Here is a 24,661-nt window from a genome sequence, read left to right on the forward strand (position 1 = left end):
ATCACAAGCTCGGAGAGGAAATAAATTAGTTGGGAGATAGTAAAAAGAACTATACGTCAGAAATGACCTCCCGACTAATATTCTCTCTCCATCTTAAAACAGAAAAACTATGGCATACAATAAGAAAGCTGTCTTGGAGGGCAACACGGAAGCCATCCGTGTAATCCTCCGATTAGAGAAAGAACGCCGCGAAGCCACCGAAGCCGAGAAAGTCTTGCTTAGAGGCTATCAAGGTTTCGGTGGTCTGAAATGCGTCTTGAACCGTTGTGATAATCCCGATGACCTCCGCTATTGGAGCGCATCGGAGCAAAACCTGTTTGCGCCTACCCAAAGGCTCAAACAGATGATTTACCGTGATGCCGTCGATGCCAACACCGCCAAACGCTATTGGGAGAGCATCAAGGCAAGCGTACTGACCTCTTTCTATACCGACACCCGTATCGTCTCCGCCATTGCCGATGCCCTAAGTGCCACCGATGTGCAAGTAAGACGATGCCTGGACCCTTCCGCAGGTATGGGAGCCTTTACCGAAACCTTTGCCAAAAGTGCCGGTATGGTCGATGCTATGGAAAAAGACCTGCTGACGGCACGCATCACACAAGCCCTTCATCCTTATGGTAAGGACAATATCTTTGTTCGGCAAGAACCCTTTGAAGCCATCGGGGAACTGGAAGGGAAGGACAAATACGACCTTATCACCAGCAACATCCCCTTTGGTGACTTTATGGTCTATGACCGTAGTTATAGCAAGGGGGAGAATATCCTTAAACGGGAATCCACCAGAACCATTCACAATTATTTCTTTGTGAAAGGGCTAGACACTATCAAAGAAGGCGGACTTCTTGCATTTATTACCTCGCAGGGCGTATTGGACAGCCCCAAGAATGAAGCTATCCGCCGTTACCTCATGCAGAACAGCCGACTTATCTCCGCTATCCGTTTGCCTTCGGGTATGTTCTCCGAGAATGCAGGTACGGATGTGGGCAGCGACCTCATTGTCCTGCAAAAACAGTCGGGCAAGGAAATTGGTGAGGGCATCGAACAGCAGTTTGTACAAACCGCCTCTGTTCCTAAAGGCGACGGCTTTTCTATTGCGTTCAACCACAACTCACTCTTCGAGGGCGAATGGAAGGATATTTCCCACCGTACGATTGCCACAGACAGACAAATGGGTACAGACCCTTACGGTAAGCCTGCTTGGGAATATACGTTTGACGGCAGTATCGAGGATATGGCTGACAGCCTGCGTACACAGCTCTCTTTGGAAGTAGAGCAGCGTTTCGATCGTAAACTCTATGAAACCGGCATACCCATGACCGAGGAGGAATGGCAGGTACACGTGGACAAGATGGTGCAAAAAGTACAAGAAAACATAAAAACGGAAGGAATACCTCAAGAACAGGAAATCAAGGATAAGGAGGAAAAGAAAGAGGATAAGGAAAATGAAAAAGAAGAAGAAAATGCTTACAATTTGATGCCCGACAGCACTAAGAAGCAACTTCCCAAACTCTATGCAACGGAAAAGCAGCTCATCGGCGACCGCATTGCCTACGCTCGCTATTTCTTCCCAATGGGAGCCTATACAGCCTATATGCTGGAATACGACCCCAAGGAACGCATCGGCTTCGGAGCCGTTACGATGGGCTACGGCTGGGAACTTGGGTATATGTCCCTTAAAGAAATGGAGGAAGTAAAGGTCAAAGGCTTGGGTATTGAGCGGGACTTATACTTCAAACCCACAAAGTTGCACGAGATTGCGGAACTGGAAGAGATTGTCAGAGGACAATACACCAAAGAACCTATCATTGAGGAAGGCAAGGATGAAAGCCGTCAGGAAGTTCTGAGACCCGTGCAGGAAGGCACTCAACCCCAAGAGAATATCGAAGAAGGTAATAAGATAGTGGGAGATGAAGCAAGAGATGGAGCAAGAGACGAAGCAGAGACAAAAAAAGAAGCACAAGCTGCACAGGTACTTCCAACAATAGAGCCTGAAAACGAACCTGCTCCCGAAGGTGTCCCCGTAATCACCCTTCAAAGACAATACGAACAAGAAAGCCGTGAAATTCGCACGGACGTGGAAGCCCCACGTGAAATGAACGGACAGACGGTATTCTTTGATGAAGACCATCATCCGATTATGGACAGCACCATCGAAACAGAAACAACGGAGCAACTCTTGTTTGTCCCAGAAGAGTATAGTCTTTGGACACAAGATGTAGCCCGTGTAAATAATGAAATCAAAGAGGCTGCTCAACAAAAGAAGGTCAGCGATAACCAACCGTTTTCTGCAAGCCGACTGTCTAAACCGACAAGAAGTACACCCACCAGTCCCCGCAGAAACAAGAAAACTGCATCGACTCCCGTCAGAGAACCCTCACTCTTTGACTTTATGGAGGAAGCCGAGCCTCGCAAGCCACAGCCCATAGCAGAGGTCAAGAAAGAGTTTGACGCTTCACCGCGTCCCTTTCTCTCATCGCCCGACTCTCATCTGAGGGACGGCTCTATTGTCGTGCAGAAAGGACAGGTCGGTTTTCTCTCTGACTTGAAACGACATCCTACCTTCAACCCGATGGACTTGCCCTTTGCCCAGCTCTCACGGCTGAAAGCATACATTGAGATTAGAGAAAGTTATCACCGACTCTATGATTATGAGGCGAACAACCAAGCGGAGGACAAGGAAGAGCGTGAGAAACTCAACCGGCTTTATGACGGCTATGTAGGTCGTTGGGGGTACTTTAACCAGAAGGGAAACACCGATATCATCAAGATGGATGCCACCGGAGTGGAAATGCTGTTTTTGGAACGCTCCGAGAACGGCAAATACATCAAGGCGGACATCTTCGACCATCCGACGGCTTTCTCCACCTCCGAGCTTTCCATTGCCGCAGACCCGATGGAGGCATTGGGCGCATCACTCAACAAGTACGGTACGGTGGAACTTGATTATATGAGCTCCCTGCTTCCCGATATGGAAGAGAGTGATATGCTTTCCGCCTTGGAAGGTCGCATCTTCTTTAATCCCGAAGAGGACGGCTATGAGGTAGCCGACAAGTTCATTTCAGGCAATGTGATTGAAAAGGCGGAGCGTATCGAGTCGTGGCTCTTGGAGCATCCAGAGCATGAGGAAGCGAAACAGAGTCTGACTGCCCTGCGTGCCGCCACGCCAACGCCCATTCCCTTTGCTGATTTGGACTTCAATCTCGGTGAACGCTGGATACCTGCTAAAGTCTATGGTAGGTTTGCCTCGGAGTTTTTCGGGACGGATATTAGCGTATCCTACCATTCCAACATGGACGAGTACAGCATTGTCTGCGACCGAAAGAATGCCAATATCTGGCATAAGTATGCCGTACAGGGAGAATTTCGCCGTTATGACGGCATCAACCTGATGAAGCACGCACTTCACAATACCATTCCCGACATCAACAAGAGTAAGGAGGTGACGGATAAGATCACAGGAGAAACCAAGACCATTAAAGTACGGGACGGGCACGCCATACAGATGGCGAACGCCAAGATTGAGGAAATCAGACAAGGCTTTGTAGATTGGCTCGGACAGACACCTGACACGTTCAAAGAGCAGCTCTCTGACCGTTACAATCGTCTTTTCAACTGCTTTGTGCGTCCCAATTTTGACGGTACACACCAGTCGTTTCCCGACCTTGACCTTAAAAGATTGGGCATATCAGACCTTTATAAGAGTCAGAAAGATGCCGTATGGATGCTCAAAACCAATGGCGGAGGTATCTGTGACCATGAAGTAGGCGCGGGCAAGACGCTTATCATGTGTACGGCAGCCTACGAGATGAAGCGGTTGGGATTGGCCAACAAGCCGATGATTATCGGACTGAAGGCAAATGTATTCGATATTGCCGATACTTTTCGCAAGGCGTATCCCAATGCCAAGATACTCTATCCGGGAAAGAACGACTTCAGTAAGCAAAATCGCCAGCGCATCTTCAATGACATCAAGAACAACGATTGGGATTGCATTATCCTTACGCATGAGCAGTTTAGCATGATACCGCAGGCTTTGGAGATACAAGAAGCGATTTTGCAGAAAGAAAAAGATTCTGTGGAGGAAAACCTTGAAGTACTCCGTATGCAGGGAGCGGACATTTCCCGTGCTATGCTCAAAGGTTTAGAGAAGCGAAAGCAGACTTTGAAAGCCAAGTTGCAGGGCATTCAAGATAGTATAGCCGAGCGCAAGGACGATGCCGTGGACTTCAAGATGATGGGCATTGACCACCTTTTTGTAGATGAAAGTCATCAATTCAAGAACTTGATGTTCAACACTCGCCACGATAGAGTGTCGGGCTTGGGCAATCCTGATGGCTCACAGCGTGCGCTCAATATGCTCTTTGCCATTCGCACCATACAGGAACGGTCAGGCAAGGACTTGGGCGCAACATTCCTTTCAGGAACTACTATCAGTAATTCGCTGACGGAATTATACTTACTCTTCAAATACTTGCGCCCGCAAGCCTTGGAAAAGCAGGGAATCAACAGTTTTGACGCATGGGCAGCGGTCTTTGCCAAGAAGTCCACCGACTATGAGTTTTCCATCACGAATGAGATTATTCAGAAGGAACGCTTCAGAACCTTTATTAAGGTGCCGGAACTTGCCTCGTTCTATGCGGAAGTATGGGAGTAGAAAGCAGAAAATGGCATAAAACTCATATCTGACTGAAATACAGCGGATATTGCTTGTTTCTTCTTAGGGTTGCATCATAGGAAACAGGCAGAAAAGGGAGCGAAAAGGAGGGAGTTCAGTTACCAAATCGTTCGAAAAACGATGAAAGGAAAAGGACGGCTGAAAGTGGTAACTAAAACGGAGTTTTCTCTTTCATTATCAATGTTTTGCATCGTTCAAAGTTCCTCAAAGAAGTGTAATTTTGCAAGTAAAAAACAATGGAAAAAGAAAAATTCAAGCTGCTTTTCTACCTCAAGAGAGGTACGCAGGACAAAAACGGAAAAAGTCCCATCATGGGACGCATCAGCGCAGGACGCTCTATGGTACAGTTCAGTTGCAAATGCTCGTGTACTCCTCGTTTGTGGGACAGTCGCAAAAACCGACTGCTGGGCAAGAGTGCCGAAGCCGTATCGGTAAACAAGGAACTTGACCGCCTTCAGGTGAGCATACACAAGGTTTATGAGTCTCTTTCGGGTAAATCCGATGCTCCCATCACGGCAGAGCGAGTACGGGAGCTTGTATTCGGACTGAACAGTGAGTCACAAGGACTGCTGCATCATACAGACGAGTATATCGACCGCTTCCGTGAGCGTGTGGGCATAGACCGCAGCGAACGCAGACTAAAATGCCTGTTGCTCTTTCACAAGCATCTGGCAAACTTCGTCAGGTATCGCTACCGTGTGGAGGATATTCCCGTGCAGAAAGCCGACATCGCCTTTATCAAAGACTTGGAGGACTACTTCGCCAAAGAAAAGGGATTCAAGCTCAACACTTCGGCTGGCTATCTCTCCATGCTGGCTTCCTTGCTCAAAGACCTGCATAAACGGCACATCATTGACACCTATCCCTTCATCAACCATTCCATTCGTTGGGAAGTGGGTACTCCACGTTACATCACAAGGGAGGAGGTAGGTCTTATCGCAGCCTTGGGAGAAGATAAATTGCAAGGCTATGAAAAAGTGTCGAGGGATATGTTCCTTTTCTCCTGCCTGACGGGGCTTTCCTATACCGACGTGTATCACTTGACGGAGCAGCACGTCTTTCACGAAGCGGGAATGACTTGGATACGCAAGCCGAGAATAAAGACGGGCAACGTGTGCCACATCCCCCTACTTCCCAAAGCCACTGCCATTATCGAGCGTTATCGGGGCATTCACACGAGGGCTTTCCGACACGAACCGCCCAAGGGGTATCTGCTGCCCATACCCGGATGCGACACGGTAAACATACACCTCAAAAAGATAGCACGGCTTTGCGGTATTCAGAAAACGCTGACCTATCACATGGCACGGCATACCTTCGCATCTCAGATGACACTGTCGGAGGGCGTGTCCATTGAGAGCGTTTCCAAAATGCTCGGACACAGTCAAATCAAAACCACGCAAGTGTATGCGGAGACATCTCCCGAGCGTGTCTTTCTGGACATAGAGAAAATACTTCCACAACTCGCACATTATCAACTGACCAACTAAAACCGCAGAACAATGAAAAGTACATTTGCCATACTATTCTACATAGATAGAAGCAAGACCAATGAAGACGGACTATGCGTAATCCGTTGCCGTATCACCTGTAATGGAACGTCCTCATCGTTTTCCACGCAGTTGCAAACTTCCCCCGACGAGTGGCTTGCCCGAAAAGGGTGCATCAAGGCGACAACAGGTAATTCAAGCGGCATCAATCTGCAACTGAACTCAATAGAAGAGTGCTTGCATTCACTCTATGAACGTACATTAAGGGAAGAAAACTATATCACGGCGGAATACCTCAAGGAGCGTTATATGCAGCAAAGTCGCCCCATGCCAACACTTACGGAGCTATATCAATCCGTTTGTGAATACAAGGAGGAATTGCAGGGCAGAACATTAAGCAAGGCAACTGTCAGGGCTTTTAAGGACAGCTACAAGAGTTTTGTTCATTTCCTGCAAGTAAGGGACAGGGCAGACTGTATGCCCACAGAGGTGGACAAGACTTTGCTTGAGGACTATCGCCTTTTTATGCTTCGGGACTTGGGAAACAAGGAAAGCAGTGTCGGCAACCGCCTACGCCACTTGCATCAGGTCATTCGCAAGGCATTGCAGGAGCGATACGTTCGTGAAGACCCTTTTGAACTCATAGACATAGAAACGCCTACCTACGAGCGCAATGCACTTACGGCGGACGACCTGCAAAAACTCTTGGCTTACCGTCCGCACCGCTCGACAGATAACCATTGCAGACTTATTTTCCTCTTGGGATGTTTCACGGGGCTGGCATTCTCAGACTTAAAGAAACTCCGAATGGACGATGTTTATACATTCGGGGATGGGCGTAGGTACATATCGCTCTGTCGAACAAAGACACAGAACAGAAGTATTGTCCCGTTGCTGCCCGTTGCCGAGAAAATACTCGCCATTGTGAGCCACGGACGAAGGGAGGGGCTTTTCTTTCGAGAGTTTCCCAGCAACAGTAATTTCAATAGAACTATTCAGGAGATATGTATTAAGGCAGGACTGCCACCGCATACTCAAGCGACCTCGCACACCGCACGGCACACCTTTGCCACGACCATCTGTCTGGAGAACGGACTTCCGATAGAGACGGTGAGCAAGATGCTGGGGCATCGCTTCATCTCCACGACCGAGATTTATGCACGGGTGACCAAGAGCAAGATTGCCAAGGAAATGCAACCCCTGATGGGTAGTGAGCATACAAGGGTACTGCGTAAAGCCTTACGGCTGTGTCCGTCAAGAACACCGAAAAAGTCAAGTCCCATAATTGGGATGTAACAGCCGTAATGAATGATTCAAAAAAAAGAAGTCCAACTTTTTAACAAGAAAAACAATGAAACAGAAGAACAAAAAGGAACTTTCCTACTTCCGATTGAAGTTAAGAAGTTACATGAGTGAGCATCACCCCGAAAAGTTGCAAGATACGGAGTTTATCACTGCACGGGCAGATATGGCTCTCACAGTTTACTGCGATGCTGTAGCACAAGGCTTTACACACATTGAAGCGGAGAGCATGGCAAGCGAGGCATTGTATCAAGGCTTGCACTTTTCCAAGTACGATACGCTTATATCCGTGTTGGAAAACGAGTTTGAAAGGGAACTTCCTGCACCGCTCCCAGAGAAACTCGTACCTATACTGTTGTCGAACAAGGCTGTTCAAGCCACATTCGACAAGTTCGGTTTGACGGACACATTGGCTTCTGACGAGCAATACGGCCGTCTTTACACCGAACTGACAGGCACGATAGTGCTGCTCATCGAGAGCAACAATCTGCCAACGGTCAGACTGACGGAGGAAGCAAGCCTGAAGGCGTTGTAGGCAAAGGCGGCGCACGCAAAGTTCCTGATGCCGTTTCTTATCGTGCAAAGGTACAACGGCAGCCTGTCTGCCCTGACAAGGTCGAGTCCTGCGGATGGAGAGAAGAATCTCCACCGCAGGATTTCTCTGTTTCAAGGTGGTATTGCCATTTTCTATATCCATGCGGTCGTATTCATCTCTCCCAACCTTGCAGGGCTGGGCTGCCGTAGAGAGTATAGGCACGACAAGAATACGGCATACTCAGGCTCTTTGGACGCAAGGCGTAACAACTAACAACAGATAGGACTGACGATAATACGGACAATCTATTGTTTGTACAATTTGTTGTCATGACTATCTGTTGTCAAAACTATATATCGTCAAAATAATCTATCGATAAAACTATCTATCGACACTTCGACATCTCGATTTGTCGAACTATCGAATTATCGATAAAACAACAAGATAATAAAAGGAACGAGCCGGCACCTCATCTCATTACCGCAATAACACAGACGGATTTCCTTTGTTTTTCTATTGCTTTCTCTCTATTTCCCTGCTTATCCTCATTTCTTGCAGTGGTGCTTCCGAGGGGTTACTTTTGCACCCGAGAAGTACGGCAATGGACTGCATAACAGTTTGTTTGCTGAGTAACAATAAAGTAATCAAAACAAAATTAAGGCAATGAAACTCATTATCATCGACCGCAAAGCGTGGGAGCGACATCGCTCCGAATTTGCAGACTTTATCCATCGTGTGGAAAAACTCATCGGTAATCCTCCCAAGACCGAGCAATGGCTCGACAACGAAGCCGTGTGCAAGCGTTTAGGCATCAGCAAGCGTACCCTACAATCATACCGAGATACGGGCAAAATCCCTTTCTCCATGATTGGACATAAGTGTTATTACAAACAGACCGACATCTGTGAAATGCTGAATGCAGTCAAGGATTGAAATCAAAGAATGAATGAATTATGGCAGAGAATGAAATCATTACGCGGGAAGACCCTCAGATGCAGTTGTTTTCACAACTGATGGAAGGCACTTTGAAGAAGTTGGAGCGGTATTGCTCTACCGCCCGTCCGATGCTGAATGGTGAGGTTTACCTTTCGGGTGAGGAGGTTTGCAGCCAATTACGGCTCAGCACACGCACGCTCCAAGAGTACAGAAACTCAGGAACGCTTCCTTTCTACAAAATCGGAGGGAAGATACTCTACAAGCAGAGCGACATACAAGCCATGCTTGAAAAACACTATAACCCGATACCCAAGAAATTATGGCAAGAATAGATGAAAAAAGGAAACAACGCTTGGAACAAGCCATTAGAGATATGGGAAATTATGGCGTTAAGCTCCGCAAGCCCGAAGAGTTACCCGATTTTGACCAGCCCTTCGATTATGAAGAGGAAAAGAGAAGGTTTGAGCCTGTTGATAAAGTTGAGGAACAAAATGACAAGGAGAGTAACAAGGATTTTTCTCAACCGTCCTATCAAGAAACAGCGTTGTCGCCAACAGAAAGGGCTACTTCTACCGAAGAATTTCATCAAAGAATGGGAAAAACAAAGGACAGAAAGCAATTATCCGAGTTTCAGGGGAAATATCTCCAGCCCTTTCGCAACAGCCACCGCAAAGCCGTGTATGTATCAGAGGAAACCCAACGAAAGTTAGACTTCGTGGTGCGGAGAATCGGTGAGCATGGAGCGAGCGTTTCGGGATATGTCGAACAGGTACTGCGGGAACACCTCGACCAATACAAGGAAGATGTGGAAAGATGGAGGAAACTCTGAATTACTGCATTCCTCGAATGCAAGCCTACGCCGAGTTACTGTATTCAATGAATGCAGTAACACAGCAGGGGCTTATAATCCCATTTTCTACATCAGCAAGGTGTGTCTTTGTACCACAAATTGCCATTTGTACCACAAAGACCCTTGCCCCGAAAGGGGATTAAATCACTCCAAAGTCGTGATTAGAAAGCAATGAAGAAGCAAAAACAAAAGAAGCCAGACGGCAGATGTGCCACCTGCCCACGATGGGACAGATGGCACATCAGAATACCTAATTCCGAAGACCAGCAGAAACTTATCAGACTCTATCGCAAGTCGGGAGCAAAGACAAAGAGCGACTTTGTCCGAGCAAGGCTTCTTGGTGAATCTTTTAAGGTCATCACCCAAGACCCTGCAAAAGAACCTTACTTGGAGAAACTCTCAGAAATCGTTGCCTTGGCTCATAAGATAGGAGTTCTGTACAACGAAGTCGTGAAAGTCCTCAATACTTATCATTCTGTTGCCACTGCTCAACAACTGCTCGGCAAACTCGAAACCTATTCCCAAATTCTCATCAGACTACAACAGCAAGCAGTACAACTGACAAAATCCTTTGGGAGTAGAGAAGAATGAATGCTGATAAATCATAACACCCATACTCGTATCGTACCGCGAATGTCCAATCCCTCTTTGGATGATACAAAAGGGTCACTTTGAACGATTACATAGGACCAGTTTCAACGATTTTTCCACTCTGCCCTAATACTTTATCTTTTGGAAAGTACATTGATAATCAGATAATTATTTCAATAACTCCCGATTTGGAGTATTACCCCACATTTATTATTTTTTTATTTTGACAATTCCCGATTTGGGGCATTACCATGACCATTAACAAACACAAAGTCTGTATAATCCCCTATAACTAACGTATCTTTTGAAATTTTCCGTATTTTGTAATCAACATATGGATAGAGCTTTTCCACAGGATGTGGAAGTTTCCAATAAATAAAAACTCGCATGCCATCAACATCAAACACTTTAGGGAATAAAATGTCCTGTTGGGAAGTAAATTCTTCATCTCCTTTCTTATTATAAGCTGAATTCAACTTGCAAATGCAACAGAATTCTGATTAATAATTTGTTTAAATTTTTCGTTTGGCGTGAGGTATCCAAGTCTTTTACGAGGTCGATTATTGAGTTTATTTTCAATCCACTTAATCTGTTTGTTGGTTACTTCACTAAAGTCCTTACCCTTTGGGATATACTGCCTGATAAGCCCGTTGGTGTTTTCATTGGCACCACGTTCCCATGAGTGGTATGGTTTGCAAAAATAGAATTTTATTTCCAATTTTTGCGCAATTTCCTCGTGCTTTGCAAACTCCTTTCCATTGTCAGCCGTAATTGTGTGTATTAAGTTTTTCACTTTCCGCAGTGCCCATACTGCAATCTTAGCTACCGGGATGGCTTCTTTTCCCGACAACTTGCGTATCCAGACCCTGCTTGTTGCTCTGTCGTTAATGGTAAGAATGGCACCTTTGTGGTTCTTACCAATAATTGTATCTATCTCTAAATCACCAAATCTCTCCTTCAGTTCCACTATCTCGGGACGCTCATCAATATCCACCCTGCCTGGGATAAATCCTCGCCCTGCATTTTTAGAACCACGTTTGGCATACCTGCGACCTTGTCTGCGAAGATATTTGTGCAGTTTGCCACCCCGCCGCTTATCCTCCCAAATCCAGCGATATATCGTTTCGTGAGATACCATCGCAATTCCCTCCAAGCGGCTCCTGCCGACAATCTGCTCCGGGCTGAATCCTTTCTTCAACAGCTTTATTATCCGTTTTCTCATTGCCGGTGTAAGCACTTCCTTGCGATGTTTTTGCTGCTTGCGCCTGTCTGCTTTTCGCTGGGCAAGCTCCATGCTATAGCTACCACTTCGGGCGTCGCAATTGCGCTTTATCTCCCTGTAAACAGTGCTTTTATCTACTCCGATAGCTTCCGCTATTGCTTTTTTGCTCATCGGTATTTGCAACATCATAGAAAATTGCATACCTTTGTACCTCGGTTATATGTTTGCTCATCTGCAACTTTTTTTTCTTTGGACGGACAATTAAAGCAAAGATAGCAAACTTTATCCATTCAGAGTGAGAGAAAGGGGGACATTGTCTCTCTTTCCTCTCTGAAAAATAAATGTTTTTATTGCTTATTATCCGCACCCAAAAAGTTGCATTTATAAGTTGAACTCAAGAAGTATTCACCTGTAAGAAGTTACTAATGACAAAAAAGAAATTGCCCGTTCGTTTTACGGGTCAGCACTTTACTATTGATAAAGTGCTAATAAAAGATGCAATAAGACAAGCAAATATAAGTAATCAGGATACGGTTTTAGATATTGGGGCAGGCAAGGGGTTTCTTACTGTTCATTTATTAAAAATCGCCAACAATGTTGTTGCTATTGAAAACGACACAGCTTTGGTTGAACATTTACGAAAATTATTTTCTGATGCCCGAAATGTTCAAGTTGTCGGTTGTGATTTTAGGAATTTTGCAGTTCCGAAATTTCCTTTCAAAGTGGTGTCAAATATTCCTTATGGCATTACTTCCGATATTTTCAAAATCCTGATGTTTGAGAGTCTTGGAAATTTTCTGGGAGGTTCCATTATCCTTCAATTAGAACCTACACAAAAGTTATTTTCGAGGAAGCTTTACAATCCATATACCGTTTTCTATCATACTTTTTTTGATTTGAAACTTGTCTATGAGGTAGGTCCTGAAAGTTTCTTGCCACCGCCAACTGTCAAATCAGCCCTGTTAAACATTAAAAGAAAACACTTATTTTTTGATTTTAAGTTTAAAGCCAAATACTTAGCATTTATTTCCTGTCTGTTAGAGAAACCTGATTTATCTGTAAAAACAGCTTTAAAGTCGATTTTCAGGAAAAGTCAGGTCAGGTCAATTTCGGAAAAATTCGGTTTAAACCTTAATGCTCAAATTGTTTGTTTGTCTCCAAGTCAATGGTTAAACTGTTTTTTGGAAATGCTGGAAGTTGTCCCTGAAAAATTTCATCCTTCGTAGTTCAAAGTCGGGTGGTCTACATCAATGCCACTGTTTATCTTCCATTGCTTACCCTTATAATCCATTCTCAGGGTGAGTTCCTGCCCACATATAGATAGTGTGTTCTCATAACTTAGGCTATCTATGTATGGTCTATTCGGTATAGTATAGTCGTAAGTGTTGCTTGTGTTTCTATCCTCTTCGTGATGCAGTCCGTACCCTGTCTGCAATTTCAACTGTTTGCCAAAAGGATGGGTATATTGCAATGATATTCTGCTTTCGTTGCGCAGGGTGGGCAGTTGTTGGCAAAGATTGCGCAACAGTAGTGAATCTCCGCCCACAGCGTTGCGCAGGTGGTGGAATTTCGTCAGTGAAAGGCTGGTATTATTAGTTTCATTCGAGTTACCGCCAAGTGTCGCCTTCACGGTAAATGATGCCCCAGCCTTGCCAATCCGCCGTGTGAGGTCGGCAGATACATGGTAATTCTTTCCATTGCTTTTTGTGTTATTTCGCAGCGTTCCCGAGGTCAGCGTGTCCGCAGCCGTATTGCGCTCATATAGGTATGTTGTGTTGTCAGTCAGGTTGTCTGACCGTCCGAAGTTTCCATTTGCACTTATATTCAGCAAAGTCTTTTTGTCTATGTTATACTGCAGATTTATGTTTGCGGCATTACTGTGATTCTTGCTCAAGGAAAGCAGCATTGATTCCCGATATTTTGTTCCCGATGAAAGATATTGCTCATCATAGTCATGATTCTCGCTTCCATTGTGGAAGGCATTGAGTGAGAGGCTTGCATTGAGCGTAATTTTCTTACCAAATTTCTTCACGATATTGCCCGACAATATGTTTTGGAAATTGTTTCCCCCAATGTTCATATTACTAAGATTGTCAGAGCGCAAAGTCAGCGAGGTGTTTTCGCCATCGGCATTGAATAGATTGCCCTGTACCTCATCCCTGCGTCTGTCGCGATTGCCGTGTTCAGCCGTTAGTGTTCCTGTCAGGCTGCCATTGTAGGTAGATTTGGTCTTGATGTCCAGCACATAATTGTCGGCACCATCATCTACTCCCGTCATTTTCTCCAATGCGCTGAGCATGTCATACAGTTTCAGTAGTTCCACTGCATCGGTTGGCATATTCTCCAACGCTGCGATAATGTCGTTGCCCATAAAGGTCTCGCCATTGATGTTTACGCCGTTCAATGGCTTTCCTTTGAATGATAGTTGCCTGTTCGCCTTGTCGTATTCCATGCCCGGAATATTCCTGATTAAGTCTTCCAAGTTAGCACCTTTCCTTACTCGAAGGCAATCAGTATTGATAAACGTGGTGTCTTTTCTTATGGAAAACAATTTCCGCTGTCCAATAACTTGAACTTCATCGAGTTCTATCGTTTTATGTAATGAAGAAACATGTTTTCGAGTAGGGTATATAGTATCACCCACAACTAAATTCAAAATAGTAGCATTAGCAGTGGGAAACAGCAGAAGTAGAATGATGAAGATTAAAAGAATTCTTTTGATTATCATTTTGCAAAATTACCATTGTTCATAGATATATGCAATACCTTAAAATGGCGATTTTATAGAATTAGAAATGTCTAAGGTTGATTTTCATTGAAAAAACAACGTAAATACTTTGCTTATATGAATTATATCGCTATCTTTGCAACATCAAACAGAGAGTTCTTTGAGACTTTGCAGAATAAAGAAAGGGAAAGAAACTCGCTCGTTTCTTAGTCGTTCACCTTATCAGATTATATATTCTGCTTTTTATTAGTAATCAGTCGATTACATTCACCCCCATTACTTTTATGCGGAAATTTGCGACTTCCGTACAGCAAAGGACATCGGTATCGACCGCCCTGAGAAGAACGAGATACTGCATAACATACCGCCAACTCCCGAACAGGAGGAGTTTATTGGAAAACTGATGGAGTTTGCCAAAACTGGCAATGCCACCCTTTTAGGGCGTGCGCCATTAACCGAAAAGGAGGAAAAGGCAAAGATGCTGATTGCAACTGATTACGCGAGGAAGATGAGCCTTGATTTACGCATGATTGATGAAAATGCGTACTCAGATCATATTGACAACAAGGCAAGTCATTGTGCGAAACTCTTGAATGACTATTATCAGAAGTACGATGCACAGAAAGGAACGCAGTTTGTTTTCTCTGATTTGGGGACTTACAAGCCTGGTGGAGACTTCAACATCTATTCGGAAATCAAAAGAAAGTTGGTGGAAGACTACCATATCCCAGCATACGAGATACGCTTCATTCAGGAATGCAAGAATGAGAAGGCAAAGAAAGCAATGGTGGATGCCATGAATCGGGGCGACATCCGTATTATCTTCGGTTCTACTTCCATGCTTGGAACGGGTGTCAACGCCCAGCAGCGAGCGGTGGCTATTCATCATTTGGACACGCCTTGGCGACCTTCAGATTTGGAGCAACGTAACGGGCGAGCCGTGCGCATGGGCAATGTGATAGCCAAAGAATTTGCAGACAACAAGGTCGACGTGATTATCTATGCCGTGGAACGGTCTTTGGACAGTTATAAATTCAACCTTCTGCATAACAAGCAACTCTTCATCAATCAGCTGAAGACGAATACGCTCGGCAGTCGTACCATTGACGAGGGTTCAATGGACGAGGACAGCGGTATGAACTTCTCTGAATACGTGGCAGTACTTTCGGGCAATACCGACCTTTTGGAAAAAGCAAGGCTTGACAAGAAAATCACCACCTTGGAGTCAGAGCGCAAAAACTTCCTCCGTGAACGTGACGCCGCAACGGGCAAGTTGGCTGAGATTGAGAGTTCCGTGTCTTTCCATTCAGACAAGATTAAGGAAGCTAAGGAAGATTTGGCGTGCTTTGAGAAGCGCGTGGAACGTGATACAGAGGGCAATCCCATCAACAAACTGGTCATCAAAGGCGTGGAGGACAGTACGGACATCAAAGTCATTGCTGCACGTCTGCAGGAGATTAACGACAAGGCACGCACCAAGGGCGAGTACAATAAAATCGGTGAGATTTATGGATTTTCCATTATGGTGAAGACGGAGAGTACCTCAAAAGATTTGTTTGACTGCTCCGTGAACCGTTTCTTTGTCAAGGGGCAGGAGAGTATCTACTATACCTATAATAATGGTAAGTTGGCTACGGACCCGAAACTTGCGTGTGAGAACTTCTTGGGTGCGCTGGGGCGAATCCCCAAGGTGATAGAATCGCATGAAAAGGAGAAAGAGAAGGTTGCTGCCAATAAGGAAATCTACACTGCTATTGCTAATGGGACGTGGAAGAAAGAGGACGAACTTCGCTCGCTCAAAGGGCAGTCGGCAGAGCTGGACAGAAAAATCACTTTGACGATTACTGCGGACAAAGAAGGAGATGAAGAACTCTCCCCAAAATCAGACTTGCAAAATCCTCCTGATACAGTTTCAGAACACAGTGCAAAAGAGACAATAGTACGTCATAAAGTAAGATTTTGAATCTAAAAGAATAAATTTGCAACAAAATTATCGAATCTCATTCAGCAAATTCAGAAATAATATGTAACTTTGCAGAACATACCGAGGGCTTGTATGGATTTGACGGCAAGATGAGATGGTATGTAAGCATGCGGAGGCTCGACGGCTACCTCCTAAATCTGAGTGGTCAAAAAATTAATTGGCGAAAACAATTACGCTCTCGCTGCCTAATCGAAGCATAGTAGATTACTGGCTTTATTGCGTCACCAGGTGATGCGACGAGACACTGCTCCAAGGATGTTGTTCCGAATCTAAGGGTCAAGCGGTGCAGGTAAATCGGAAATAGTTTGTGTATGCCTCGATGCATAGATGAAATTTAGAGGATAAGGTGTTGGTTGGTGGTTCAGGTCTTGCCAACACTCGAAAACAGAAGGCTGAAATAAGCATGTAGAAAGCATATGGTTTCCTTGTGCGGACCGGAGTTCGACTCTCCGCAAGTCCACTAAAAGAGAGGACTATTAATTGTTTTTAAGCAGCTGATAGTCTTCTTTCTTATTATGCTCTATTCAGAGATCCATAAGATTTTGAAGTTTTAATACACCGAAAAGGGACTGTATCGACAAAGTACACAGCCCCATTTCCCCTTTTTAGAGTGCTAATAAAGCGACAAAAGTCCTTATCGGCACTATTTACGTTGCAAAGGTAGTGTTTATATTCGGATTATACCTACATCATTTTTTCAAAAAAAGTTTTGAGTTTATCAATTCCTTCTTGAAACTTCTTTTGATTTTGCTTTTTTAGTTTCTCGATATTGAGCAGTTTCCACTGTACGGATGGGTATTTGCTCAAATCACCAGCACAACATAGTTCCCATTGCGGGGAGCCTTCTTCAAAAGAAATGATGAAGTCTTTGTCCTCATCGGTAAGGCAGGCATTTACCTTTCTGATAATGTCGTTACGCGAGGACTCATAATCCTTGTAAGTGAAAGGAATATCGGTCATTCCTTTGAACTGATGTTCAAGAGCCTCCTCCTGATTAATGTCATTAGGACAAAGTGATTCTATGATGGGTTTGTCGCTTCCCAGTAAGCACAGAAACAAACCGTCTTTTACTTCATCCAATGTTTCGTCTTTCATGTACTTGCAATCAAACAAATCACGTGGGTGTTGGCGACTGAGAGCAGCCGCTATCTTACCTCCATATAGTTGTGGATAAGGTACGATGCGTGCCTTACAGTTAGCTTGAAACTCATCTTTCGCCTTTGGGCAGAGGTTCATTACTTCCGCTTCTCCAAGTATGCCACGTTTGGTGCCATTCACTTCGATTTTCACCGTAGTGCCATTGTATGTGCATTGCAGTTTCCATACATCAGTTTTATGTACCACATGTATTCCCGGTACGGCTCGTTCGATGCTCGTTTTCAAGTCTTGAAGATTCAGATTGATATGTTCCAAGCTCGTTGAACGTGCCTCCAAGGGAATATAGGTAAGATCTATATCCACAGAATACCGTGGCATGTTCTGATGAAACAAGTTGATAGCCGTACCACCATGTACGGCAAAATCTTTGATTCTATAAACCAAGGGCATGATGCGTACCAATAGTGCCACTTGACTTTTATACTGATGATTATTCATAGTCGTTCAATTCTTTGGGGATTGTCATTTTATACTTACTGAGATATACCCCCGACTTTACCAACTGCAATTTTGTAGTTCCCAAATCTATCCTAGATAAGTCTAATTCTTCAAACCAATAATGGTTTGCTTTTTCTGCCATATATAAGAATAGGCGCTTCATCTTATAGTTCTTGGTTGTTTCCAATAACGATTGGACAACCTCTGAACGCAATGTTGTTAGCTGTTCCATTATATAGTACAAGTCCATGTAGTTGTATTGCCGCGGCGATAGTAACAAGCATTCCATAAAAGCCTGTTCTGGAGTAGACGCGAGTAAATTCCAATCTAAATAAGACAAAGTCGTTATTTGTGCTTGCATAAATGCGTCTGTTTTGAAAAAATGAAAATCACGGTCGAATACGTTAAGCTTCATCCATTGAGGCATTCTCTCATTGGTAGCAGTTATCACTAGCAATGGCTTACCCATTGGCACATAATGATTGAAGCCCCATAACTCTAATGCAGAATGAGCAGCTATACGGAACTTCTTTCCTAACTGTTCATTAAACGACTGCAATGCACCATAGGCAGATAGGTTATCCCCAGTACGGTACATTACACCTCTACATAGAGGTGTTAACCATCCCGATATGCGGTATCTTTTCAATAGCTGACTGGAATATCCTCGTCCTGTTAGCCATTGAGCAAACAACAATCCGTTTTTTTGTCCTAATTGGAGCATTTGGTTGATTTTGTTACCTGTAGATACACTCATAGTTTACTTGCTTGTATTTATTTCAACTGCAAAGATAAGCAAATCATTTCAAATAATAGCTTATTGGTTGAAAATAATTCCCACAAATAAACTAATAGTTGATTTACTGTCCTAAAATTTAACTATCTTCTTCATATTCATGTCTATTTTAAGATGTGCCATAAGTTAGAATTCGGCAATAAACAAATTGCTTGTTGATCACCAACATTCTCGTTTATGAAGCATATCGTCTATCTCGTCACGAAGAAACAGCAGTCTACCATTCGCTTTGAGATATGGGATCTTTCCTGCCCATACCCAATTGTAAATGGTTTTCTGCTCTACTTTGAGAATCTTCGACACGTCGATTATGTCAAGATACTCTGGTTTAAGAGGCGGATGAATAGTTGTGTCAACAGATTGCTCTTTCATCACAAGCAGTTGGTCGAGTTTGCTCTCGATAGTTCTCAAGCTGTCAAACAATCGCTTGCACCAATCGTTCTCTGTTGTCTGTTCTAAGTATGGCATAGCTCACCCTTTTGATAGTTACCACTTGCGTCCTGCGACAATATACACTGCTCTTTCATATAGGCAATGTACTTCTTTGCCGTTCGGTCTTTGATTTCCATTTCACGCATCAATACGTCACATAGTTCTTGATATGAGAGTCTTAGCTTGGTATGGAAAGCTGATTTTACAACAGCCAAAAGTTCATCCGTCTTACGCTTTTCTTTATCCTCTTTCGACTTCTCTCCACGATAGACGTGCATATCTGCATCTTTGTCCCAGCCGAAAAGCATCATCGGCACATCGAGCGGACTGCCGTCACGCACCTTCAGAGCTTTTACAACCGAATATTCAGGGTTATCGTCTTTCTCTATGGAGAGAATACCTGCCGCCTTGCGCTGTAATTCGGAACCAATATGTCCACGCAACTTAATACCGTTAGGGACAAAATGGAGCACACAGATGATGCAGGTATTATAGATTCCTGCCAAACGATAGAGTTCATCCACAATGGCTATACTCTCCGTTTCGTCATTGGCAGATCGTATCAAGTCTGCAATGCCGTCAATTACCACAAGATGTATTCCTCCGTGCTTATGGTGAAACAAGTCCATACTCTCACGAATAATTTTCAATCTATCTTTACGAGAAAGTGAAGCCAAATAAAGAGAATGGTAGAACTCTGGTACAGACGTGACTCCTGCCCGACGAAGTGTCTTCCCCAAATTCTTATGCAACTGTGCTTCTGATTGCTCTGTATCGTAATGGAGTACAGCTAATCTTTTGGGGTTGGCGGTTACCTCCAATCCCAAAGTTTGTTCTGGTTGTAAGCGTTCTGCACCAAGAGTACCGGCAAGAATGGCAGCAATGTAATTGCTTTTGCCTGTTCCTTCTCCGCCAGTGATGCAGAACAGATTATCCTGTGTACCGAGGGGTACGCCGTTTACTGCTACCACCGACTTCGAGGCATCGGGAGGATTGTCATAGTCTATTTCACAAGATTGCAATATCATCATCGTCTGTGCATACATTTGGGTAAACATATCAGAAAGCAGTGCCTTTAAACCTTCCGAACCATTGCCTAAGGCAAAGTAATCGGAAATATCCTTTTCTGTTTTTGTGCCTTGTAAGGGCAACGTTAAGTGAAGCACCTTAAACTTGGATAGAGCTTCGACTTGTCGTTTAGTTTCTCTTAATCCTGTTTCATCCGTATCATACAATATGATTAGATGTCGAAAACGGAGTAATAGTCCCTCAATGATATTTTCTGGTATCTGTGCTGTCTCGCTGTTGAAACAGATGGCATTGAATCCATGAGCCGAGAGTGAAAGCACATCCTTCTCTCCCCCCGTAATGAATATCATATCGCCTTTGCAGGGCAACTGCTCAAAACCAAACACATAGTCATCCACCTCCTTGCCTCCATAGAGGAAGCGCAATTTACTATTGGGACGATAAACTTTCACAAACCTGCCAAGGCAATAAGCAAACATAGGCTCTTCTTGCGTAGAAACAAGTGAGAATGGCTTGCCCTGACTTGAAACGGATTCATAGCGTGCTAATGATTTAACATGGAAGCGTTGCAAAGTCCTGGTATCAATGCCGTATCGTCGCCAATAATTTCGTTCCTCTTCTCCAAGGGGCTGCTCAATATATGTAAACCACTTCTCGTTTGTCATGGAAGTATTAAGGTCGGGTGGAGGTAATATAGGCTGCTTTGAAGGTTTAATTAAGACAGGTCGCTGATTACCGTATTCTTTTCTTTCTTCAAGACTAATATTGAGTTGTAAATCTCTGATGATTGTTTCAAGAACATTCATAAAATCTTTTCTCACGTCCAAACCGAGCATAGTTGCTGCAAACCAGAAACAATCACCTGAGTAGGCATCATTTCCAAAATCTTTCATGCGGTAGCAGCCTGACTTATTGTCGAGGTAGATATTGCACGATGCACGTCTGTCATCATAAAGTGGATTACGGAAGTTGCGTTTGGGTACAAAGTTGATGGGCATGTAGAAGCAGAACACCTCCAGTCCTTTGTTAGTCCGACTTAGTATTTCTTCTTTGATGTTCATAATTCTTCAAATAAGGTTTGAGAATCCCCCATGTAGCCTTTAAGGACACCATCTTTGTAGGCGTTCAGACGTTGTAATGCCTCCAAGCGGCGAAAGCCCTTGAATGTAGCCCTGCCTGTCTTTACAGAAAGATAGAGCCCCTTGAATGGATAGACCACATGATTGCTTGATACATACCGATAAGGAATAGAGTTGGCTTCCCGCCATCTAGCAAGGGAAGCCTTTGATATACCAAGCAGATGCAAGACATCTGACGTACTCAATTCAATCTTCTCTTCTAATACAGAGTAGTCACGCTTTAGCTCTCTGATAAAGCATGCTATCTGTCTGAACTCTTCGCGAAGAGTTTGAAGCTCATTCATTAGGGAGCGTGTTTCATGGTTTTCCATCATCATTAAGTAAGTTTTGGCAAAGTTCTACAATAGCTGACATAAATGGTTTCATCAGGTTCTCCTTGTCATGTCTTGTTAGATGCCCTTTGAACTCTTTCATGAAGTTCACTATCTTCATTCCATCACTTGGCATAACCTTCATTAAAACTTTGATAAGTTCATCCAGTTCAATTGTTTCATAAAGATTCTTCACATGGGCTTTTGGTTTGGTCATCGACTCTATAGTCCCCAAAGGCAGATGGACGATTAGAACTTCTTTTCCCAAACCTGCCGCACATTTCCGATATGTGCTGAGCCTGATGTCTTTTCCCATCTTGCAAGCCTTTAGGAAATTTGAATACTCGATACTACTTGCATGAGCAGCATCTTTTGCATTGACGCATGAAAGAGCTAAAGTTTCAAGCGTAGGACAACCGATGTACAGGTGCCCCTTTAGTTCTGAGTTGCTGTTTTTGTTTGCCATAATACATTGGACTATAATGATTATGGCTGCAAAGTTCCTAATGAAATGAGCTTTTAACGGAATATCAAAATACCATTGTCTGGTAATATAATACCATTTTATATATTGATTATCAGCTGTATATCACATGTGGCAAGGCTCTTCAGTGCACGGTGCAAGCCTATATATAGATAGGTCTTGCACCGTGCACTGAAAAATTGTAGCCACAAGCTTTCTAAAACATTTTTACTCAAACATTTGGAAGATGTATCATCTTTTTGTAACTTTGAACCCGAAAACAAGAAGTCTATGCAACTTCTGTGCGTTCTCTCAAAAATATCTGAAATGGCTACAGATTGGCTACAGTAAAAATTGAGGTTCGGCTAAATTTCTGAATATCAAGGACTGATATAGGTAAGTTCATTTACCACCAGCTCCACAGATTGAAAAAGAAAAATGTGTCTTGTCCCTGTAAATTAGACTTTTACAGGGATTCTTATTTTCTGTAGTCAGCAAAAAATAGCTGTTTTAAGCATGTTTCACGTGCAAAATCGCTGCCACTTATTTTTAGTCGTTAATGGCAGCGCTTTTGCACTCGTTTATTTGGTAAATTGCAGTGAATCAAATAAATGAAATGATGTAATTGCTCCGGTTTCGTACATTGTATTAATGAAAAATTTAAACGTTTTAGAGTATGAAAAGAGTAACTTTCAAAATGTCCTTTTTTGTAAAAAGAACCAGGATTGCAAAAAACGGAGAAGTGCCTGTCAAATTAAAAGTAACGGTAAACAAGGAGAAAATTGAAGTTTCAATTAATCAGAAAATCAACCCTGATTTATGGAGTTCAGTAACAGAGAAATCTACGGGCAAAGATCGTAAATCGTTGGAAATTAACAGCCAGTTAGATTCTATCCGTTTCCGACTGATGGAAATCTACCGGGAAATGGAAATCAACGGTGAAGAGATTACAGCTGACAAGATAGTCAATAAGTATAAAGGAATAGAAACAGAACCAAAAATTATCCTTCTTTCGATATTTCAGGAACATAATGAAAGATGCCATAAGCTGGAAGGCAAAGATATGTTCCGGTCAACGATCATGCGTTATGAAACAGCTTATCGCCACACTCAGGAGTTTATCTAATTTCAATATAAAAAGGAAGATGTCGATATCGAAGAGGTAAATTATCAGTTCGTAAAGGATTATGAGTTCTTCCTTAAGACAGAACGGGACTTCAATCATAATTCAACTATGAAATACCTGAAGAATTTTAAGAAGATAATCCGTATTGCTTTGGCCAATGAATGGCTGAAGAAAGATCCTTTTATGAATTTTAAAATGACTTATGAAGAACTTCAACGTGAATTCCTTGAATATCACGAGTTGGAGAGAGTCATGCAGAAAGATTTTGAAATAGAACGGTTGGCTAATGTACGGGATATACTGGTCTTTTGTTGTTTTACAGGCTTAGCTTTTTCGGATGTAAAGACTCTATCTAAGGAGCATTTAGTGACGGATAATGAAGGTGCATTGTGGATTCGTAAGCAGCGGATAAAAACGAATAATATGTGTAATATACCATTGCTTGATATTCCTCAGAAAATACTGGAGAAGTATGAGACTCATCCTGTTTGTCAGAAAAAAGGAGTATTGCTACCTGTACTCTCGAATCAAAAGATGAATACTTATCTCCGTGAAATAGCTGATGTCTGCGGCATCAAGAAGACGATTACAACTCATAATTCTAACGAAACAAAACGAATAGAAAATAATGCTCTTGTAGCTCTTACTCTAATGATTGCCGAGAGTAGGACAGAGGAAAAAGATATGATATTAAGGTAATCGTAAATCTAATAGGTTAATCAATGAAAGATATAAACTATTATATCAATTGTTTTAAGAAACTGAAAAGAGTACCCAACTTAGGTGGAGCTCCTCATAAGCCGATTCTTCTATTGAGCGTTATTGACTGTTATAATTCTGGTTATATAAACTCTGAAAGGATTTACATAACTGCCGAATTAATGGCTTATTTTAAAAGTAATTGGAATTCCTATGTTACGACTAAACATACAATGAATTTCACCCTCCCTTTCTTTCATATCTCAAGGGAACCCTTCTGGATATTAATTGAAAAAAGGGGCTATGAAATAGAACTCACATCTAAAAAATCCATTAAGTCGTTTAATGCTTTATATACTGCAACAGATTATGCAGAGATAGATAAGGAATTGGTAGCTTTACTAATGAATGCCGAAACCAGATATCTTTTAAAAGAAGCGCTATTACGACTTTATTTTCCACTTGCAGTTCAACAAAAAAACAACACTTATTACCAGGATTCTATTGCAAAGGATATTTTGAATGAATCGGGAGTTGCTTATAAAAGGAAACTAGAAAAGATATCAAAGGCAATGGATAAAGAGGAATATGAAGAAGACGTTTTCTTAAGAGGATACGTTTTCAAACAGTACGTTCCTAAGACTTATAATCATACTTGTTGTGTTACCGGATATAGAAAATCTCCTGTGGCATAATAACAATATTTTTAGATAAGAATTATCCTCTCCGAAAATCTGATTGGATAATATAATCATTA

Annotated in this window: 19 protein-coding genes, 1 other RNA gene and 3 pseudogenes; 15 read left to right on the plus strand and 8 right to left on the minus strand. The window is 43.0% G+C overall.

Going from position 1 to position 24,661, the window contains the following annotated elements; genetic code table 11:
* The first annotated feature begins 109 nt into the window (after positions 1–109).
* The 9 genes from AABJ51_RS01990 to AABJ51_RS02030 all read left to right on the plus strand — a co-directional run bounded on the left by AABJ51_RS01990 (position 110) and on the right by AABJ51_RS02030 (position 10,379).
* Complete coding sequence (locus AABJ51_RS01990) at positions 110–4,654, plus strand: helicase-like domain-containing protein (RefSeq protein WP_338374204.1); 4,545 nt, start codon at positions 110–112, stop codon at positions 4,652–4,654.
* A gap of 257 nt (positions 4,655–4,911) precedes the next feature.
* The gene (locus tag AABJ51_RS01995) at positions 4,912–6,165 is read left to right on the plus strand and encodes a site-specific integrase (protein ID WP_338372453.1); all 1,254 of its coding nucleotides are present in this window, start codon (positions 4,912–4,914) and stop codon (positions 6,163–6,165) included.
* Between the two features lie 12 nt (positions 6,166–6,177).
* Positions 6,178–7,461 carry a site-specific integrase gene (locus AABJ51_RS02000; RefSeq protein WP_004378883.1) on the plus strand — a complete coding sequence of 428 codons (1,284 nt, stop codon included), beginning with the start codon at positions 6,178–6,180 and terminating at the stop codon, positions 7,459–7,461.
* Between the two features lie 55 nt (positions 7,462–7,516).
* Complete coding sequence (locus AABJ51_RS02005; RefSeq protein WP_004359020.1) at positions 7,517–8,002, plus strand: DUF1896 domain-containing protein; 486 nt, start codon at positions 7,517–7,519, stop codon at positions 8,000–8,002.
* Between the two features lie 94 nt (positions 8,003–8,096).
* Entirely contained in the window at positions 8,097–8,285 is a 189-nt protein-coding gene (locus tag AABJ51_RS02010; RefSeq protein ID WP_144005928.1) for a hypothetical protein, read from the plus strand.
* Positions 8,286–8,665: 380 nt separating this feature from the next.
* Complete coding sequence (locus tag AABJ51_RS02015) at positions 8,666–8,935, plus strand: helix-turn-helix domain-containing protein (protein WP_004359021.1); 270 nt, start codon at positions 8,666–8,668, stop codon at positions 8,933–8,935.
* Positions 8,936–8,955: 20 nt separating this feature from the next.
* Positions 8,956–9,270, plus strand: coding sequence for a helix-turn-helix domain-containing protein (locus AABJ51_RS02020; protein WP_004359023.1), 315 nt, complete (start codon positions 8,956–8,958; stop codon positions 9,268–9,270).
* A complete protein-coding gene (locus tag AABJ51_RS02025) occupies positions 9,258–9,767 on the plus strand; it encodes a DUF3408 domain-containing protein (RefSeq protein ID WP_004359024.1) in 510 nt (169 codons plus the stop codon). Before AABJ51_RS02020 ends, AABJ51_RS02025 begins: the two co-directional genes overlap by 13 nt.
* 192 nt (positions 9,768–9,959) lie before the next feature.
* A complete protein-coding gene (locus tag AABJ51_RS02030; protein WP_004359027.1) occupies positions 9,960–10,379 on the plus strand; it encodes a plasmid mobilization protein in 420 nt (139 codons plus the stop codon).
* Between the two features lie 472 nt (positions 10,380–10,851).
* On the opposite strand, the pseudogene AABJ51_RS02035 reads toward AABJ51_RS02030, so the two are convergent.
* A pseudogene (locus AABJ51_RS02035) lies at positions 10,852–11,833 on the minus strand (IS30-like element IS4351 family transposase).
* A 193-nt stretch (positions 11,834–12,026) separates the two neighbouring features.
* Here AABJ51_RS02035 and erm(F) point away from each other — a divergent pair.
* On the plus strand, positions 12,027–12,827 hold the full coding sequence (gene erm(F), locus AABJ51_RS02040; RefSeq protein WP_004359035.1) for a 23S rRNA (adenine(2058)-N(6))-methyltransferase Erm(F): 801 nt from the start codon (positions 12,027–12,029) through the stop codon (positions 12,825–12,827).
* Here the strand turns inward: erm(F) and AABJ51_RS02045 are convergent.
* Positions 12,815–14,329, minus strand: coding sequence for a TonB-dependent receptor (locus AABJ51_RS02045; RefSeq protein WP_004378882.1), 1,515 nt, complete (start codon positions 14,327–14,329; stop codon positions 12,815–12,817). The two genes, erm(F) and AABJ51_RS02045, sit on opposite strands and share 13 nt — an antisense overlap.
* A 280-nt stretch (positions 14,330–14,609) precedes the next feature.
* Between AABJ51_RS02045 and AABJ51_RS02050 the strand changes: the two are divergent.
* Both AABJ51_RS02050 and ssrA read left to right on the plus strand, forming a co-directional pair.
* Positions 14,610–16,292, plus strand: a pseudogene (locus tag AABJ51_RS02050) (helicase-related protein); the annotation flags it as partial.
* Positions 16,293–16,377: 85 nt separating this feature from the next.
* Positions 16,378–16,776: a transfer-messenger RNA gene (gene ssrA, locus AABJ51_RS02055) on the plus strand.
* Positions 16,777–16,997: 221 nt separating this feature from the next.
* On the opposite strand, the gene AABJ51_RS02060 is transcribed toward ssrA, so the two are convergent.
* The 6 genes from AABJ51_RS02060 to AABJ51_RS02085 form a co-directional block, all read right to left on the minus strand.
* Positions 16,998–17,909, minus strand: coding sequence for a nucleotidyl transferase AbiEii/AbiGii toxin family protein (locus AABJ51_RS02060; RefSeq protein WP_004360032.1), 912 nt, complete (start codon positions 17,907–17,909; stop codon positions 16,998–17,000).
* The gene (locus tag AABJ51_RS02065; RefSeq protein WP_004360031.1) at positions 17,902–18,666 is read right to left on the minus strand and encodes a type IV toxin-antitoxin system AbiEi family antitoxin domain-containing protein; all 765 of its coding nucleotides are present in this window, start codon (positions 18,664–18,666) and stop codon (positions 17,902–17,904) included. Before AABJ51_RS02065 ends, AABJ51_RS02060 begins: the two co-directional genes overlap by 8 nt.
* A gap of 198 nt (positions 18,667–18,864) precedes the next feature.
* Positions 18,865–19,173 carry a helix-turn-helix domain-containing protein gene (locus tag AABJ51_RS02070; RefSeq protein ID WP_004360030.1) on the minus strand — a complete coding sequence of 103 codons (309 nt, stop codon included), beginning with the start codon at positions 19,171–19,173 and terminating at the stop codon, positions 18,865–18,867.
* Positions 19,161–21,227, minus strand: coding sequence for a bifunctional DNA primase/helicase (locus tag AABJ51_RS02075; protein ID WP_004360029.1), 2,067 nt, complete (start codon positions 21,225–21,227; stop codon positions 19,161–19,163). Before AABJ51_RS02075 ends, AABJ51_RS02070 begins: the two co-directional genes overlap by 13 nt.
* The gene (locus AABJ51_RS02080; protein ID WP_036881467.1) at positions 21,224–21,616 is read right to left on the minus strand and encodes a hypothetical protein; all 393 of its coding nucleotides are present in this window, start codon (positions 21,614–21,616) and stop codon (positions 21,224–21,226) included. The genes AABJ51_RS02075 and AABJ51_RS02080 overlap by 4 nt, the downstream gene beginning before the upstream one ends.
* Complete coding sequence (locus AABJ51_RS02085) at positions 21,603–22,082, minus strand: hypothetical protein (RefSeq protein ID WP_004361979.1); 480 nt, start codon at positions 22,080–22,082, stop codon at positions 21,603–21,605. Before AABJ51_RS02085 ends, AABJ51_RS02080 begins: the two co-directional genes overlap by 14 nt.
* Positions 22,083–22,755: 673 nt before the next feature.
* Here AABJ51_RS02085 and AABJ51_RS02090 point away from each other — a divergent pair.
* From AABJ51_RS02090 to AABJ51_RS02100, 3 genes and pseudogenes are all read left to right on the plus strand, one after another.
* On the plus strand, positions 22,756–23,205 hold the full coding sequence (locus AABJ51_RS02090; RefSeq protein ID WP_338374206.1) for an Arm DNA-binding domain-containing protein: 450 nt from the start codon (positions 22,756–22,758) through the stop codon (positions 23,203–23,205).
* An 18-nt stretch (positions 23,206–23,223) separates the two neighbouring features.
* Positions 23,224–23,904, plus strand: a pseudogene (locus tag AABJ51_RS02095) (site-specific integrase); the annotation flags it as partial.
* A 23-nt stretch (positions 23,905–23,927) separates the two neighbouring features.
* Entirely contained in the window at positions 23,928–24,599 is a 672-nt protein-coding gene (locus AABJ51_RS02100; protein WP_338374207.1) for a hypothetical protein, read from the plus strand.
* Positions 24,600–24,661 lie beyond the last annotated feature (62 nt).

Origin of the sequence: Indolivaga capnocytophagoides, assembly GCF_036511535.1 — a bacterium.
GTDB classification, from domain to species: domain Bacteria; phylum Bacteroidota; class Bacteroidia; order Bacteroidales; family Dysgonomonadaceae; genus Dysgonomonas_A; species Dysgonomonas_A capnocytophagoides.

Bases quoted from the DNA above. Each gene is read 5' to 3' on its own strand.
- AABJ51_RS01990 (WP_338374204.1), top strand. From the start codon at position 110: ATGGCATACAATAAGAAAGCTGTCTTGGAGGGCAACACGGAAGCCATC.
- AABJ51_RS01995 (WP_338372453.1), top strand. From the start codon at position 4,912: ATGGAAAAAGAAAAATTCAAGCTGCTTTTCTACCTCAAGAGAGGTACG.
- AABJ51_RS02000 (WP_004378883.1), top strand. From the start codon at position 6,178: ATGAAAAGTACATTTGCCATACTATTCTACATAGATAGAAGCAAGACC.
- AABJ51_RS02005 (WP_004359020.1), top strand. From the start codon at position 7,517: ATGAAACAGAAGAACAAAAAGGAACTTTCCTACTTCCGATTGAAGTTA.
- AABJ51_RS02010 (WP_144005928.1), top strand. From the start codon at position 8,097: ATGGAGAGAAGAATCTCCACCGCAGGATTTCTCTGTTTCAAGGTGGTA.
- AABJ51_RS02015 (WP_004359021.1), top strand. From the start codon at position 8,666: ATGAAACTCATTATCATCGACCGCAAAGCGTGGGAGCGACATCGCTCC.
- AABJ51_RS02020 (WP_004359023.1), top strand. From the start codon at position 8,956: ATGGCAGAGAATGAAATCATTACGCGGGAAGACCCTCAGATGCAGTTG.
- AABJ51_RS02025 (WP_004359024.1), top strand. From the start codon at position 9,258: ATGGCAAGAATAGATGAAAAAAGGAAACAACGCTTGGAACAAGCCATT.
- AABJ51_RS02030 (WP_004359027.1), top strand. From the start codon at position 9,960: ATGAAGAAGCAAAAACAAAAGAAGCCAGACGGCAGATGTGCCACCTGC.
- AABJ51_RS02045 (WP_004378882.1), bottom strand. From the start codon at position 14,329: ATGATAATCAAAAGAATTCTTTTAATCTTCATCATTCTACTTCTGCTG.
- AABJ51_RS02060 (WP_004360032.1), bottom strand. From the start codon at position 17,909: ATGAATAATCATCAGTATAAAAGTCAAGTGGCACTATTGGTACGCATC.
- AABJ51_RS02065 (WP_004360031.1), bottom strand. From the start codon at position 18,666: ATGAGTGTATCTACAGGTAACAAAATCAACCAAATGCTCCAATTAGGA.
- AABJ51_RS02070 (WP_004360030.1), bottom strand. From the start codon at position 19,173: ATGCCATACTTAGAACAGACAACAGAGAACGATTGGTGCAAGCGATTG.
- AABJ51_RS02075 (WP_004360029.1), bottom strand. From the start codon at position 21,227: ATGAACATCAAAGAAGAAATACTAAGTCGGACTAACAAAGGACTGGAG.
- AABJ51_RS02080 (WP_036881467.1), bottom strand. From the start codon at position 21,616: ATGGAAAACCATGAAACACGCTCCCTAATGAATGAGCTTCAAACTCTT.
- AABJ51_RS02085 (WP_004361979.1), bottom strand. From the start codon at position 22,082: ATGGCAAACAAAAACAGCAACTCAGAACTAAAGGGGCACCTGTACATC.
- AABJ51_RS02090 (WP_338374206.1), top strand. From the start codon at position 22,756: ATGAAAAGAGTAACTTTCAAAATGTCCTTTTTTGTAAAAAGAACCAGG.
- AABJ51_RS02100 (WP_338374207.1), top strand. From the start codon at position 23,928: ATGAAAGATATAAACTATTATATCAATTGTTTTAAGAAACTGAAAAGA.